The organism is Streptomyces sp. NPDC087787 (genome assembly GCF_044743035.1).
Taxonomy (GTDB): Bacteria; Actinomycetota; Actinomycetes; order Streptomycetales; family Streptomycetaceae; genus Streptomyces.
The window spans coordinates 174,829-189,280 of the sequence record NZ_JBIUVQ010000007.1 but is presented as its reverse complement, the minus strand read 5'-3'; the positions used below and the strand labels follow the sequence as shown (position 1 = coordinate 189,280).

Genomic DNA, 14,452 nt, shown 5'->3' with positions numbered 1-14,452 from the left:
GCCCCCGTGTCCCGGCGGGGCGTCGTCCCAGGCCTCGCCCCCGCGGGGATGCGCTCCCCCTGTCGCCTCCGCCCAGCCCCAGCCCACCGCTCCTGCTTCCGCCCCCAAACCCGGTCCGCGCCCCCGGCGTCCCACCTCACAGCGAAGGGCCCCGAACCTCTCGGTTCGGGGCCCTTCGGAGTCCGGCGGGTGCAGCGGAGCGTTACGGCTGGGCCGCTCGTGCCTCGCGGCGGTTGTCGCGGAAGTTGTTCACTCGGCGGGCCGTGGCGAAGAGGGGGATCACCGCGCCCATGACCAGTTGCAGGGCGCAGCCGGTCTGGAGGAGGAGCTGGCCGCTGGGGGCGTCGAAGGCCCAGGCTGCCAGGAGGCCCATCGAGAGGACGATCCAGGACAGCATGGCCACCGCGAGGCGGCCCCTCGGCTTCGGGTACTCCACGCGGCTCACCATCAGCCATGCCGTGCCGAGGATCGCCAGCAGCGTGGCCACGAAGGGCAGCTCCAGCAGGACGATGGAGACCACCGTCAGCGCGCCGAAGGGCGAGGGCATGCCCTGGAACATGCCGTCCTTCAGCGTCACGCAGGAGAACCTGGCGAGCCGCAGGACCACAGCCAGCAGCACCACGATCGCGCCGAGGGCCGCCACCCTCTGGTGGGCGTCGTCCGCGACCATGCCGTAGACGAGGACGAAGTACGCCGGCGCCAGGCCGAAGCTGATCAGGTCGGAGAGGTTGTCCAGCTCGGCGCCCATGGGGGAGGAGCGCAGCTTCCTCGCGACCAGGCCGTCGAACAGGTCGAAGACCGCCGCGCACAGCATCAGGATGACCGCCGTGGCGGCGCTGTGCCGGGCCATGCCCGCCGACTCGTCGTTGCCGGTCAGGTGCGGGATCAGGATGCCGGTGGTGGTGAAGTACACCGCCATGAAGCCGCAGGTCGCGTTGCCCAGGGTGAGGGTGTCCGCTATCGACAGCCGCAACGAGAGGGGCATCTCCTCCTCTTCGTCCACCTCGTCCGCCTCCGGCACCCAGCCGGCCTGGGTCTCGGGATCAATCACGGTCAATGCGAGTCACCCCAGCCACGGTCTTCTGGCCGACCTCGACCGCGACGTCCACACCCTCGGGCAGGTACAGGTCGACGCGCGAGCCGAAGCGGATCAGACCGACCCGCTCGCCCTGCTCGACCTTGGTGCCGGACGGGATGTAGGGGACGATGCGGCGGGCCACCGCGCCGGCGATCTGCACCATCTCGATGTCGCCGAGCTCGGTGTCGAAGTGCCAGACGACCCGCTCGTTGTTCTCGCTCTCCTTGTTGAAAGCCGGAACGAAGCCGCCGGGGACGTGCTCGACCGACGTGACCGTGCCGGAGAGCGGGGCGCGGTTGACGTGGACGTTCAGCGGGCTCATGAAGATCGCGACGCGGGTACGGCCGTCCTTCCACGGCATGATGCTCTGCACCACACCGTCGGCCGGCGAGATGACGCGACCCTGGGCGATCTCGCGCTCGGGGTCCCGGAAGAACCACAGCATTCCCGCCGCCAGCGCGGTGGCGGGAACGGCTACGGCCTTGGCGGCACCCGAGCGGCGGGCGCGCAGCAGGCTGACGGCCGCGGTGGCGACGGTCGGGAGAAGCCACGGCGATGCTCCGCGCGCAAGGCGTACGCCGGCCAGGCTGTCACGATGTGCAGGGGTTTGGCTGTGGGGCATGGATGACCTTCGTAAGCGGATGATGCCGCGCTTTCGACGGGGGACGGCGGCTTTCCGCGATCGTAGCGGTTAAGGGCCACAACTGGGTAAGCCGAGCTGCCGAGTCGGCTGTCGAACACCGTTGACGGGGTGTGATCTTCTTCTCGAAGAAAACACCCCGTAGACGGACATTCAGCCCTGGAACCGATACTCTTCGAGCAGTCTGCGGCCGATGATCATTTTCTGGATCTCGGCGGTGCCTTCACCGATGAGCAACATGGGGGCCTCACGGTACAGGCGCTCGATCTCGTACTCCTTGGAGAAGCCGTACCCGCCGTGGATGCGGAACGCGTCCTCGACGACCTCCTTGCAGTATTCGGAGGCCAGGTATTTTGCCATGCCGGCCTCAAGGTCGTTGCGCTCGCCCGAGTCCTTCTTGCGGGCGGCATTGACCATCATGGCATGGGCGGCCTCGACCTTGGTGGCCATCTCCGCCAGCTTGAACTGGATGGCCTGGTGCTGGGCGATCGGCTTGCCGAAGGTGTGGCGCTGCTGGGCGTAGGCCACGCCGAGCTCGAAGGCGCGCTGGGCGACGCCGCAGCCCCGGGCGGCGACGTTCACCCGGCCGACCTCGACGCCGTCCATCATCTGGTAGAAGCCGCGGCCTGTGGTGCCGCCGAGTACCCGGTCGGCGGGTACGCGCAGGCCGTCCATGATGAGTTCGGTGGTGTCGACGCCCTTGTAGCCCATCTTGTCGATCTTGCCGGGGATGGTGAGGCCGGGGCGGACCTCCCCGAAGCCGGGCTCCTTCTCCACCAGGAAGGTCGTCATCGACTTGTGGGGCGCGGTGCCCTCGGGGTGACCCTCGTCACTGCGGACCAGGACGGCGACGAGGGAGGAGGTGCCGCCGTTGGTCAGCCACATCTTCTGGCCGGTCAGGACGTACTCGTCGCCGTCCTTGACCGCCTTGGAGGTGATCGCCGACACGTCGGAGCCAAGGGCGGGCTCCGACATGGAGAAGGCGCCGCGGATGTCGCCGGCCGCCATCCGGGGCAGGAAGTGGTCCTTCTGTTCCTGCGTGCCGTGCTGCTTGAGCATGTACGCGACGATGAAGTGGGTGTTGATGATGCCGGACACCGACATCCAGCCGCGGGCGATCTCCTCCACGCACAGGGCGTAGGTGAGGAGCGACTCGCCCAGGCCCCCGTACTCCTCGGGGATCATCAGGCCGAACAGGCCCAGTTCCCTCAGGCCGTCCACGATCGCTTGCGGGTACTCGTCGCGGTGCTCAAGGCCGGTCGCGACCGGGATGATCTCCTTGTCGACAAAGTCACGGACGGTGGAGACGATCTCCTGCTGCACGTCTGTCAGACCGGCGGTCTGGGCGAGTCGGGCCATGGCCTACTTCTCCGTCTTTTCCGAAGGGACGTTCGGCTCCGGGCGGCCCGGCTGCTCTCCGCCGCGCTCCTTGGTGTACGTCTCGGTCGGCACCATCACCTTGCGGCGGAAGACGCACACCAGCGTGCCGTCCTGCTTGTAGCCCCTGGTCTCTACGTGGACGATGCCGCGGTCGCTCTTCGACTTCGACGGCCACTTGTCCAGCACCGTCGTCTCGCCGTAGACCGTGTCGCCGTGGAAGGTCGGCGCCACATGCCTGAGCGACTCGATCTCCAGGTTGGCGATGGCCTTGCCGGAGACGTCCGGGACGGACATGCCGAGCAGCAGGGAGTAGATGTAGTTGCCCACGACGACGTTCCTGCCGAAGTCGGTCGTCTTCTCGGCGTAGTTGGCGTCCATGTGGAGCGGGTGGTGGTTCATGGTCAGGAGGCAGAACAGGTGGTCGTCGTACTCCGTGACCGTCTTGCCCGGCCAGTGCTTGTAGAGGGCCCCGACCTCGAACTCCTCGTAGGTCCGTCCGAACTGCATGCCGCTCAGGCCTTTCTAGTCGGTGGGCGTCTCGAACTTCGACGTGCGCCGCATGCCCGCCGCGCGGCCCTTGCCCGCGACGACCAGCGCCATCTTCCGGCTGGCCTCGTCGATCATCTCGTCGCCGAGCATCGCCGAGCCCTTCTTGCCGCCCGCCTCGGACGTGCAGTACTCGTACGCGTCCAGGATCAGCTCGGCGTGGTCGTAGTCCTCCTGGGACGGCGAGAACACCTCGTTGGCGGCCTCCACCTGACCGGGGTGCAGCACCCACTTGCCGTCGAAGCCGAGCGCGGCGGCCCGCCCCGCCACCTCACGGAAGCCCTCGACGTTGCGGATCTGCAGGTAGGGACCGTCGATCGCCTGGAGGTCGTTGGCGCGCGCGGCCATCAGGATCTTCATCAGGATGTAGTGGTACGCGTCCGCCGGATAGCCGGGCGGCTGCTCGCCCACGACGAGCGACTTCATGTTGATCGACGCCATGAAGTCGGCCGGGCCGAAGACGATCGTCTCCAGCCGCCCGGAGGCCTGCGCGATCTCGTTGACGTTGTTCAGGCCCCGGGCGTTCTCGATCTGCGCCTCGATGCCGATGCGGCCCACCTCGAAGCCCATCGTCTTCTCGATCTGCGTCAGCAGCAGATCGAGCGCCACCACCTGCTGGGCGTCCTGCACCTTCGGCAACATGATGCAGTCCAGGTTCCGGCCCGCGCCCTCGACCACCGTCACGACGTCGCGGTACGTCCACTCCGTCGTCCAGTCGTTGACCCGCACCACCCTCGTCTTGCCCGTCCAGTCGCCCTCGTTGAGGAACTTGACGATGGTGTGCCGCGCCTCCGGCTTCGCCAGCGGCGCGCAGGCGTCCTCCAGGTCCAGGAACACCTGGTCGGCGGACAGACCCTGCGCCTTCTCCAGGAAGCGGGGGTTGCTGCCCGGCACGGCCAGGCAGGAGCGCCGGGGACGAAGGCGGTCGAAAGAAGGCCGTGCGGCGGAGCCGCCCGTTGGAAGGGCGGTGGTGGGCGACGGGTGGGCGGTCATGCGGGGACCTCCAAGGGGTCGAGCTTGTTCGCTTTCCGGATCTCGTCGACGATACGGCCGATGATCCCGGTGATGTCGAAGTCCTTCGGGGTGAACACCGCGGCCACTCCGGCGGCCCTGAGCTGCTCGGCGTCGCCGTTCGGGATGATCCCGCCGGCGATCACCGGGATGTCGGCGGCGCCGGCCCGGCGCAGCCGCTCCAGCACGTCCGGCACGAGCCGGGCGTGCGAGCCGGACAGGATGGACAGGCCGACCGCGTGCACGTCCTCGGCCAGGGCCGCGTCCACGATCTGCTCGGGGGTGAGCCGTATGCCCTGGTAGACCACCTCGAATCCGGCGTCGCGGGCCCGTACGGCGATCTGCTCGGCGCCGTTGGAGTGCCCGTCCAGGCCCGGCTTGCCGACCAGGAAGCGCAGCTTGCCCACCCCGAGGTCACGGGCCGTCAGTTCCACCCTGCGGCGCACCCCGGCCAGCGCCGAGCCCTCCTCGGCGCTGACGGCGACCGGCGCCGACGACACGCCGGTGGGCGCCCGGAACTCGCCGAACACCTCGCGCAGGGCCCCGGCCCACTCGCCGGTCGTGACACCCGAGCGGGCGCACTCCAGCGTGGCCTCCATCAGGTTGCCGGTGCCCTTGGCCGCCTCCTTCAGCCGCTCCAGCGCCTTGCAGGGGCGCGGGTGGTTGAACGGCGGCTGGTAGCGGGTGTCGCGCCAGCGCTGGAGCGAGTCGGTCACGCGGGCCTCGACCGCCGGGTCGACCGTCTGGATCGCGGTGTCCAGATCGGCGGTGAGCGGGTTCGGTTCGGTGCCCTCGAACACGTTGACGCCGACGATCTTCTCCTGGCCCGACTCGATCCGGGCCCGGCGCTCGGCGTGCGAGGCGACCAGCTGCGACTTCAGGTAGCCGGACTCCACGGCGGCCATCGCGCCGCCCAGCTCCTGGATGTGCTCCATCTCGGCGAGCACCGCCTCGACCAGGTCCGCCACCTTCGCCTCGATCACCTTCGAGCCCTCGAAGATGTCCTCGTACTCCAGCAGGTCCGACTCGTAGGCCAGCACCTGCTGGATGCGCAGGGACCACTGCTGGTCCCAGGGCCTGGGCAGGCCGAGGGCCTCGTTCCAGGCCGGCAGCTGCACGGCACGCGCGCGTGCGTCCTTGGAGAGGGTGACGGCCAGCATCTCCAGGACGATCCGCTGGACGTTGTTCTCCGGCTGCGCCTCGGTCAGGCCGAGGGAGTTGACCTGGACGCCGTAGCGGAAACGGCGGTGCCTGGGGTCCTCGATGCCGTACCGCTCGCGGGTGATCCGGTCCCAGACGCGGCCGAACGCCCGCATCTTGCACATCTCCTCGACGAAGCGGACGCCCGCGTTCACGAAGAAGGAGATCCGTCCGACGACGTCGCCCATGCGCTCCTGCGGCACCTGGCCGCTGTCGCGCACCGCGTCCAGGACGGCGATCGCGGTGGACATCGCGTACGCGATCTCCTGCACCGGTGTGGCGCCCGCCTCCTGGAGGTGGTAGCTGCAGATGTTGATCGGATTCCACTTGGGCATGTGGGAGACCGTGTACGCGATCATGTCCGTGGTCAGCCGGAGGCTCGGGCCCGGCGGGAAGACGTGGGTGCCGCGGGACAGGTACTCCTTGACGATGTCGTTCTGCGTCGTGCCCTGGAGCTTGGTGATGTCCGCGCCCTGCTCCTCCGCGACGACCTGGTACAGCGCCAGCAGCCACATGGCGGTGGCGTTGATGGTCATCGAGGTGTTCGTCTGCTCCAGGGGGATGTCCTGGAACAGCCGGCGCATGTCGCCGAGGTGCGCGACCGGCACGCCGACCCGGCCGACCTCGCCGCGGGCGAGGATGTGGTCGGGGTCGTAGCCGGTCTGCGTCGGCAGGTCGAACGCCACCGACAGACCGGTCTGGCCCTTGGCGAGGTTGCGCCGGTACAGCTCGTTGGAGGCCTCGGCCGTGGAGTGGCCGGCGTAGGTGCGCATGAGCCACGGCCGGTCTCTGTCCCCGTGGGCCCTGGGTGTCTGACGCTCACTCATGTGCGCCTCTCAGATGTTCCGGAAGCGGTTGATGGCGTCGAGGTGCCGGGCGCGCATCTCCTCGTCGCGCACGCCGAGGCCCTCCTCGGGCGCCAGGCACAGGACGCCGACCTTGCCCTGGTGCACGTTGCGGTGCACGTCGTACGCCGCCTGACCGGTGTCCTCGAGGGAGTAGACCCGGGACAGCGTGGGGTGGATCTTTCCCTTGGCGATGAGGCGGTTGGCCTCCCAGGCCTCGCGGTAGTTGGCGAAGTGGGAGCCGATGATGCGCTTCAGGGACATCCACAGGTAGCGGTTGTCGTACTCGTGGGTGTAGCCCGAGGTGGAGGCGCAGGTGACGACGGTGCCGCCCTTGCGGGTGACGTAGACGCTCGCGCCGAACGTCTCGCGGCCGGGGTGCTCGAAGACGATGTCGACGTCCTCGCCGCCGGTGAGTTCGCGGATGCGCTTGCCGAAGCGCTTCCACTCCTTGGGGTCCTGGGTGTGCTCGTCCTTCCAGAACCGGTAGTTCTCGGCGGTGCGGTCGATGATCGCCTCGGCGCCCATGGCGCGGCAGATGTCCGCCTTCTGTTCGCTGGAGACGACGCAGACGGGGGTCGCGCCGCCGGCGAGGGCGAACTGCGTGGCGTAGCTGCCGAGTCCGCCGCTGGCTCCCCAGATGAGCACGTTGTCGCCCTGCTTCATGCCGGCGCCGTTGCGGGAGACCAACTGACGGTAGGCGGTGGAGTTGACCAGGCCGGGGGCGGCAGCCTCCTCCCAGCTCAGATGGCCGGGCTTGGGCATCAGCTGGTTGGACTTGACGAGCGCGACCTCGGCGAGGCCGCCGAAGTTGGTCTCGAAGCCCCAGATGCGCTGCTCCGGGTCGAGCATCGTGTCGTTGTGGCCGTCGCTGGACTCCAGCTCGACGGAGAGGCAGTGCGCGACGACCTCGTCACCGGGGTGCCAGGCGTTGACGCCGGGGCCGGTGCGCAGGACGACACCGGCCAGGTCGGAACCGATGATGTGGTACGGCAGGTCGTGGCGCCTGGTGAGTTCGCTGAGCCGGCCGTAGCGCTCCAGGAAGCCGAACGTCGACAGCGGCTCGAAGATCGAGGTCCACACCGAGTTGTAGTTGACCGAGGAGGCCATGACGGCCACCAGGGCCTCACCGGGGCCCAGCTCGGGCACCGGCACCTCGTCCAGGTGGAGGGACTTGCGCGGGTCCTTGTCGCGGGTGGCGAGCCCGGCGAACATCTCCGTCTCGTCCTTGTGCACGGTGATCGCGCGGTACGACTCGGGCAGTGGCAGGGCGGCGAAGTCGGCGGACGTGGCGTCCGGCGACTGGATCGCGTCCAGGATGTCCTTCACGGTCACGGTGTTGCCTCCGGCGTCGAGCGCCCCGGGGGAGGGGCGCTGAGGATTACGTCGGTGCTGCTGAGGGGCGGTGTGAGGGGGCCGGTGGTCCGGCCGGGTGCCGTCGGTTCGGCGGGTGGGGCTTTCGGCAGCGCTTTGTGGCGCGGGAGGTTGCCTGTGACGCAGGCGTCCGGGCGTGCGAGCCGTCATTGGCTTGCTGGGACAGCCGGCGTGCGTGCGGTTCTGCCGCCCGCCGGCCGCCCGGACTCCTTCAACGTATGACACCGCGTGTCATACGGCAAGGCACTCAGTGCCAGAATCCTCGCTCAGACGAAAACTTTACGCAACAGATGAGCGATGATCGATCGAACGGGGGCGCCGAGCCGGCGGAAAAAGGGCTCCGACATGCCAAAACGGCCACCCCGTGGGGTGGCCGTGAGTAGGTGCGCGTCCACGGTCCTCGCTGTCGCGAGGCTTCTCAGCGCTCTTTCAGCGCCTCCTCGATGGTGCGCATGACCTCTTCCAGCGGGGCGTCGGTGCGGGCGACCGCCACCAGCACCTCGCCCTGCTGGGACACCGCCGCCGAGGGCCCGGGACCGGACCCGGGCGCCGCCGCGCGGCCGGCCCCGATACCGGTGCCGAACGTCTTGCGCACGATCGCGAAGGCGTGGTCGAGCTGTGCCTCGACGTCTCCCCGGCCCTCGGCCCGCAGCCAGCGCCGCAGCACGTGGTTGTGCGCGGTGACCACGGCAGAGGCGGCGACCTCCGCGAGCAGCGGGTCGTCGTTGGCGTCGTCGGCGTGCACCCGCTCGTCGAAGTGACCCAGCAGATAACGCGTGAACAGGCGCTCGTAGCGGGCCACGGAGGCGATCTCCGCCTCGCGCAGCGTGGGCACCTCGCGGGTCAGCCGGTAGCGGGCGACCGAGATCTCCGGCTGAGCCGCGTACATCTTCATGACTTCCTTGATGCCTCGGCACACCGTGTCGAGCGGGTGCTCGTGCGCGGGGGCCGCGTTCAGGACCGCCTCGGCGCGGATCAGGGTGTCGTCGTGGTCCGGGAAGATGGCCTCTTCCTTGGAACGGAAGTGGCGGAAGAAGGTGCGCCGGGCGACCCCGGCCGCCGCGGCGATCTCGTCGACCGTGGTCGCCTCGTACCCCTTGGTCGCGAACAGCTCCATCGCGGCGGCCGCCAGCTCCCGGCGCATCTTGAGCCGTTGGGCGGCCGCGCGGGAGCCCGCGGCGCTCTCCGGCGCGTCGGGCGTGGCGGGTGTACGTGTGGACCTGGCGGGCTGGGGCATGACCCGAACGTACTGCATGTGCGCGGCCTGGTGCGCACGTCCCCGCCGTCCTCCGTCCCCGGTGGACGGGGGAGCGGCCGCCGGTTCCAGCAGGCCGCCCCACTCCCGTCCGTCCGCGGACCGGTCGCCGGAGCGGTCAGCGCCGGGCATATTCGCGGAAGCCGCGGCCCGTCTTGCGGCCGAGGCAGCCCGCGGCCACCAGATGCTCCAGGAGCGGGGCGGGGGCCAGACCCGGATCGCGGAACTCGCGGTGCAGGACCCTCTCGATGGCCAGCGAGACGTCCAGGCCGACGACGTCGAGCAGTTCGAACGGGCCCATGGGATAGCCGCCGCCGAGCTTCATCGCCGCGTCGATGTCGTCCAGGGACGCGTAGTGCTCCTGCACCATCTTGACGGCGTTGTTGAGGTACGGGAACAGCAGGGCGTTGACGATGAAGCCCGCGCGGTCCCCGCAGTCGACGGCGTGCTTCCTGATCCTGGCGCACACCTCGCGGACCGTCGCGTGGACGTCGTCCGCCGTCAGCACCGTGCGGACGACCTCGACGAGCTTCATCGCGGGCGCCGGGTTGAAGAAGTGCATGCCGATCACCTCGTGCGGGCGCGAGGTGGCACGGGCGCAGGCGACCACGGGGAGCGAGGAGGTGGTGGTGGCCAGGATCGCGCCCGGCTTGCACACCTTGTCCAGCGCCGCGAACAGCTGCTGCTTGACCGCCAGGTCCTCGGCGACGGCCTCGACCGCGAGATCCACGTCGGCGAAGTCGTCGAGGCTGCCGGTCGCCGTGATCAGGTCCAGGGTCCGCGCGGCGGCCTCGGCGGTCAGCCGCCCCTTGTCGACGGAGCGGGAAAGGGACTTGCCGATACGCGCCTTGGCGGTCTGCGCCTTCTCCGTGCTGCGGGCGGCCAGCACGACCTCGTACCCGGCCTTCGCGAACACCTCCGCGATCCCGGAGGCCATGGTGCCTGAGCCGGCGACGCCGACGGAGCGCACCGGGCGGCCGGGGCCGAGGACGTCGCCGGACGGCGGGGTCAGCGCGTCCCGCACGACGGCGCCGCTGCCCGGGGCCTCGTAGGTGTAGAAGCCGCGGCCCGCCTTGCGGCCCGTGAGGCCGGCCTCGCTGAGCTGCTTCAGGATCGGCGCGGGGGCGTGCAGCCGGTCGCGGGACTCGGTGTACATGGCCTCCAGGACCGTGCGCGCGGTGTCGACGCCGATCAGGTCGAGCAGTGCCAGCGGGCCCATCGGCAGTCCGCAGCCGAGCCGCATCGCGGCGTCGATGTCCTCGCGGGAGGCGTACCTGCCCTCGTACATCGCGGCGGCCTGGTTGAGGTAGCCGAACAGCAGCCCGTCGGCGACGAATCCGGGCCGGTCGCCGACCGCGACGGGCTCCTTGCCGAGTTCCAGGGCGAGGTCGGTGACCGCCTGGACGGCCTGCGGGGCGGTCAGCACCGAGGAGACGATCTCGACCAGCCGCATGGCCTGCGCGGGGTTGAAGAAGTGCACTCCCAGCACCCGCTCCGGGTGGGCGGAGTCGGCGGCCAGGCGGGTCACGGACAGGGCGTTGGTGCCGGTGGCCAGGATCGCCCCCGGCCGCACGATGCCGTCCAGCTCACGGAAGATCTGCTGCTTGGTCTCGTACGACTCCGGCGCCACCTCGATGACCAGGTCGGCGCCGGCCGCCGCGGTCAGGTCGGTGCACGTGCGCACGCGGGCGAGCGCGTCCGTGCGCTCCCGCTCGGTCAGGCGCCCGCGTTCCACGGCGCGGGCGGTGGAGTGCTCCAGGGCGGCGACGCACTGGGCGGCCGCCGCCTCGCTGATGTCGATGCCGACGACCTCGCGGCCCGCGCGGGCCAGGACCTCGGTGATGCCGGTGCCCATGGTGCCGAGGCCGACGACGGCGATCGTCTTCAGCGGGGACAGGGAGGTGTCGGAGAGGGGAGCGGCCATCGCGGGACTCCAGGAATGAGAGTGACGACTGGGAACGCGTCCCGGGGACGCCCAGGGGCGTACCGGGTGCGGAAGGAAGGAATCTGTGGGTGTTGCCGGGCCGGGAGCACAGGCCCGGCGCCGGTCGCCGCGGGCGCCTGTGCGCCCGGCAGCCGGTGAAGGCCGACCGGCTCTGTCCCGAAGCCGGGTCGTACTGCGGTACTCGGGGTACCGAACCGACAACACTCGTCGTGGCTGCGTCACCAGGCCACTGCGAGAGGATCGCGAGAGGGTGCCTCGCTCGTCTGAGCTTAACCGGTGGGTAACGAGCGCGCCACCCCTTTGGGTCTGTGATGTGGTCCCGCGCGGGTGGCCGCGCACCAGGGAGAGCGACTTGGCTCAGCGACTAGGGTGGCCGTCGTGGACGAAGAGTTGCGATCGCTCACGGAGCGCTTACGGCAGGAGTCGGGCGGGTCGGTGGCGTACGAGCACCTGGTCGCCACCTTGGACACGGACGAGCTGGCCGAGGTGCTCACGGCGCCCGGGCAGCCGCTGTGGGCCCGGGAGTTGGCCGCGTTCCGCCTCGGGCTCGCGGGGGACCGGCGGGCGTTCGAGTCGCTGGTCCTGCTGCTGAACCACCGCGACCCGCAGCGCTGCGTCGGCGCCGCGTACGCCCTGGCCCGCCTCGGCGACCCCCGAACCGCCCGCGCGGCGGCGGCCCTCGCCACCAACGAACTCCGCGTCGCCTACGCCCTGCATCCGGTGCGCCTGCTGGTGGAACTGCGCGCCCCCGAGTCCGCCCCCGCCCTGATCACCACCCTGGAGCGCCGGCTCCGCCCGCACGACCCCTACCGCCGCGTGGCCCTCGCCTGCGTCGAGGGCCTGGGTGCGCTCGGCGACGTCCGGGCCCGCCCCGTCCTCACCGAGGCCCTCGCCCATCCGGCGCTGGCGCAGGCGGCGGTGGCGGCCCTGGCCCGCGTACCGGAATCCGGGTGAGCGACCGGGACCCGCGGGAACCCGGCACTCGGGCGCCGCGACGGGGAACGGCTCTCTTGGCGATACGCCTCATTCGGGCAGTACGGCGAACGCCTCGACCTCCATCAGGAACTCCGGGCGGACCAGGCCAGCGACCTGGACGGCCGAGGAGGCGGGCAGGCGGTCCTCGGGCATGTGGGGGGCGCGGGCGGCGCGGAGCGCCGGGAGGTGGGCCGTGTCCGTGACGAAGCAGGTGAGCTTCACGACGTGGTCGAAGGTCGTGCCGGCGGCGGCCAGGCAGCGGCGGAGGTTCTCGAAGACCTGCCGGGCCTGCGCGTACGGGTCGCCCTCGCCGACGAGTTCGCCGTTCTCGTCCAGGGCGACCTGCCCGGAGACCGCGACGAAACGGCCGGTGCCCATGACGACATGGGAGCAGTGCGCGGCGGGGGCGACCCCGTCGGGGGCGGGGATCCTGGTGGGCTCACTCATGTGTCCAGGGTGGACCACGGGTGGGACATCCACGAGCAGGTCATCGCCCCCGACGGGCCGTCAGGCCGCTTGCCGCGCCCCGGTCGAGACGGCTGGGCCGCTCAGCCGCGGAAGCCGACGAGGGCGTGCAGCGCCGTCCCGCGTGCGGCGCCTGCCGGGGAGGTGGCCGACGGGGAGGTGGCCGCGGCGGACGGTGCCGCGCTCGCCGGCTTCGGGTCGGGCAGCCGCTTGCACACCGCGTCCGCGACGCCCTTTCCGCGCGGCACCTTGCCGTTGGTCAGATACGTCGCCAGGTGCTTGTCCAGGCAGGCGTTCCCGCTCAGCGTGATGCCGTGGTTGCCGCCGCCCTGCTCGACGACCAGGCTGGAGTTCCGCAGCAGCCGGTGCACCGTGACACCGCCGTGGTACGGGGTGGCCGCGTCGTCGGTCGCCTGGAACAGCAGCACCGGTGGCAGCTTGCTGTTGGCGACGTTCACCGGGCGTTTGGCGGGGACCGGCCAGAAGGCGCAGGGCGCGTTGTACCAGGCGTTGTTCCAGGTCAGGAACGGTGCCTTGGCGTGCGCGGCCCAGTTGTCCTTGCGCCACTGCCGCCAGTCGCGCGGCCACGAGCTGTCACTGCACTGCACGGAGGTGTAGACGCTGTAGCCGTTGTCGCCGGAGGCGTCCACGGCGCCGAAGTTCCCGTACGCCTCGACCAGCGGTCCGGTCTCCTTGTCGTTCGCGTACGCCGCGAACGCCTGGGCGAGGTAGGGCCAGTAGCCGTTGTAGTAGCCGCCCGGGACGAAGATGTCCTCCAGTTCGGAGGCGCCGACCTTCCCGCCGGCGGGCTTCTTGGCGAGCGCCGCCCGCATCGCGTACCACTTGGCCTCGATCCGCGCCGGGTCCTTGCCCAGCCCGTAGGTCGAGTCGTTCTTCGCGATCCATGCCAGGAAGGCCTGCTGACGGCCCTCGAAGGCGTAGTCCTGCTGGATGTTGTTGTGGTACCAGACGCCCGTCGGGTCCACGATCGAGTCGAGGACCAGCCGGCGTACGCGCTCGGGGAAGAGCTTGGCGTACACCGCGCCGAGGTAGGTGCCGTAGGAGTAACCGAAGTAATTGATCTTCTTGGCGCCGAGGGCCTTGCGGATGGAGTCCAAGTCGGTCGCCGCGTTGACCGTGTTGATGTGCGGCAGCACGTTCGCGTACTTCTTGCCGCAGGCGGCGGCGAAGGACTTCGCGCGCGCGAGGTTGGCGTTCTCGATCGCGGTCGTGCTCGGCACCGAATCGGGGCGCACCGGCTTGAAGGAGCCGGGCTTGCAGTCGAGCGCCGGGGAGCTCTTGCCCACCCCGCGCGGGTCGAAGCCGATGACGTCGTACTGGGCCGCGACCTTCTTGGGCAGGGACGAGGCGACGAAACCGGCGAGCGAGAGACCGCTGCCGCCGGGACCGCCGGGGTTGACCAGCAGGGGGCCCTGGTAGGTCTTGGCGGTGTGCGGGACGCGGGACAGCGCCAGCGTGATCGTCTTGCCGGAAGGATGCCGGTAGTCGAGCGGTACCTTCACGGACCCGCACTGCAGGGTGGGATGACTGGCGGTGCCGCACTTCTTCCAGGTGACCTTGGCGGCGGACACGGCGGCTGCGGAGTGCGGCGTGCTCGCGTCGGCGGGGACGGCCGTGAGGGATCCGGCCATGACGACGGCGGCACCGCACAGTGCGGCAGCGCTTTTTCTCATAGGTCCTCCGAGGACGGAGAGGCTGCGGACCGCGGTCTCGCGAT

The 14,452-nt window shown here is 70.3% G+C and carries 12 protein-coding genes; 1 reads left to right on the top strand and 11 read right to left on the bottom strand.

The window, feature by feature from the left end; translation table 11 throughout:
- Window positions 1-202: 202 nt before the first annotated feature.
- From pssA to ACIOWN_RS13880, 9 genes are all read right to left on the bottom strand, one after another.
- A complete protein-coding gene (gene pssA / locus ACIOWN_RS13920) occupies window positions 203-1,021 on the bottom strand; it encodes a CDP-diacylglycerol--serine O-phosphatidyltransferase (RefSeq protein WP_100566767.1) in 819 nt (272 codons plus the stop codon).
- A gap of 22 nt (window positions 1,022-1,043) precedes the next feature.
- The gene (locus ACIOWN_RS13915; protein WP_100566584.1) at window positions 1,044-1,700 is read right to left on the bottom strand and encodes a phosphatidylserine decarboxylase; all 657 of its coding nucleotides are present in this window, start codon (window positions 1,698-1,700) and stop codon (window positions 1,044-1,046) included.
- A gap of 171 nt (window positions 1,701-1,871) precedes the next feature.
- Window positions 1,872-3,077 (bottom strand): acyl-CoA dehydrogenase family protein, encoded by a 1,206-nt coding sequence (locus ACIOWN_RS13910; RefSeq protein WP_362353584.1) that lies wholly within the window; start codon window positions 3,075-3,077, stop codon window positions 1,872-1,874.
- Window positions 3,078-3,080: 3 nt separating this feature from the next.
- On the bottom strand, window positions 3,081-3,605 hold the full coding sequence (locus ACIOWN_RS13905) for a MaoC family dehydratase (protein WP_362353586.1): 525 nt from the start codon (window positions 3,603-3,605) through the stop codon (window positions 3,081-3,083).
- 15 nt (window positions 3,606-3,620) lie between these two features.
- Window positions 3,621-4,637: a CoA ester lyase gene (locus tag ACIOWN_RS13900; RefSeq protein WP_362353588.1), complete on the bottom strand. Its 1,017-nt coding sequence runs from the start codon at window positions 4,635-4,637 to the stop codon at window positions 3,621-3,623.
- Window positions 4,634-6,682: a protein meaA gene (locus ACIOWN_RS13895; RefSeq protein WP_362353590.1), complete on the bottom strand. Its 2,049-nt coding sequence runs from the start codon at window positions 6,680-6,682 to the stop codon at window positions 4,634-4,636. Before ACIOWN_RS13895 ends, ACIOWN_RS13900 begins: the two co-directional genes overlap by 4 nt.
- Window positions 6,683-6,691: 9 nt before the next feature.
- A complete protein-coding gene (ccrA, locus tag ACIOWN_RS13890; protein ID WP_401982375.1) occupies window positions 6,692-8,029 on the bottom strand; it encodes a crotonyl-CoA carboxylase/reductase in 1,338 nt (445 codons plus the stop codon).
- A gap of 463 nt (window positions 8,030-8,492) precedes the next feature.
- Window positions 8,493-9,311: a TetR family transcriptional regulator gene (locus ACIOWN_RS13885; protein WP_326804876.1), complete on the bottom strand. Its 819-nt coding sequence runs from the start codon at window positions 9,309-9,311 to the stop codon at window positions 8,493-8,495.
- Window positions 9,312-9,447: 136 nt separating this feature from the next.
- Window positions 9,448-11,253 (bottom strand): 3-hydroxyacyl-CoA dehydrogenase family protein, encoded by a 1,806-nt coding sequence (locus tag ACIOWN_RS13880; RefSeq protein ID WP_401982296.1) that lies wholly within the window; start codon window positions 11,251-11,253, stop codon window positions 9,448-9,450.
- A 399-nt stretch (window positions 11,254-11,652) separates the two neighbouring features.
- Here ACIOWN_RS13880 and ACIOWN_RS13875 point away from each other — a divergent pair, with 399 nt between their 5' ends.
- Window positions 11,653-12,228, top strand: coding sequence for an adenylosuccinate lyase (locus tag ACIOWN_RS13875; RefSeq protein ID WP_401982295.1), 576 nt, complete (start codon window positions 11,653-11,655; stop codon window positions 12,226-12,228).
- Window positions 12,229-12,297: 69 nt separating this feature from the next.
- On the opposite strand, the gene ACIOWN_RS13870 is transcribed toward ACIOWN_RS13875, so the two are convergent.
- Window positions 12,298-12,696, bottom strand: a complete 399-nt coding sequence (locus ACIOWN_RS13870) for a RidA family protein (RefSeq protein WP_362353596.1) — start codon at window positions 12,694-12,696, stop codon at window positions 12,298-12,300.
- A gap of 101 nt (window positions 12,697-12,797) precedes the next feature.
- Window positions 12,798-14,408 (bottom strand): alpha/beta hydrolase, encoded by a 1,611-nt coding sequence (locus ACIOWN_RS13865; RefSeq protein ID WP_362353598.1) that lies wholly within the window; start codon window positions 14,406-14,408, stop codon window positions 12,798-12,800.
- Between the last annotated feature and the right edge of the window lie 44 nt (window positions 14,409-14,452).

What these genes read in the sequence shown, in the direction of transcription:
- ACIOWN_RS13915 (WP_100566584.1), bottom strand. Translation starts at nt 1,700, where the DNA reads ATGCCCCACAGCCAAACCCCTGCACATCGTGACAGCCTGGCCGGCGTA.
- ACIOWN_RS13910 (WP_362353584.1), bottom strand. Translation starts at nt 3,077, where the DNA reads ATGGCCCGACTCGCCCAGACCGCCGGTCTGACAGACGTGCAGCAGGAG.
- ACIOWN_RS13905 (WP_362353586.1), bottom strand. Translation starts at nt 3,605, where the DNA reads ATGCAGTTCGGACGGACCTACGAGGAGTTCGAGGTCGGGGCCCTCTAC.
- ACIOWN_RS13900 (WP_362353588.1), bottom strand. Translation starts at nt 4,637, where the DNA reads ATGACCGCCCACCCGTCGCCCACCACCGCCCTTCCAACGGGCGGCTCC.
- ACIOWN_RS13895 (WP_362353590.1), bottom strand. Translation starts at nt 6,682, where the DNA reads ATGAGTGAGCGTCAGACACCCAGGGCCCACGGGGACAGAGACCGGCCG.
- ACIOWN_RS13885 (WP_326804876.1), bottom strand. Translation starts at nt 9,311, where the DNA reads ATGCCCCAGCCCGCCAGGTCCACACGTACACCCGCCACGCCCGACGCG.
- ACIOWN_RS13880 (WP_401982296.1), bottom strand. Translation starts at nt 11,253, where the DNA reads ATGGCCGCTCCCCTCTCCGACACCTCCCTGTCCCCGCTGAAGACGATC.
- ACIOWN_RS13870 (WP_362353596.1), bottom strand. Translation starts at nt 12,696, where the DNA reads ATGAGTGAGCCCACCAGGATCCCCGCCCCCGACGGGGTCGCCCCCGCC.
- ACIOWN_RS13865 (WP_362353598.1), bottom strand. Translation starts at nt 14,408, where the DNA reads ATGAGAAAAAGCGCTGCCGCACTGTGCGGTGCCGCCGTCGTCATGGCC.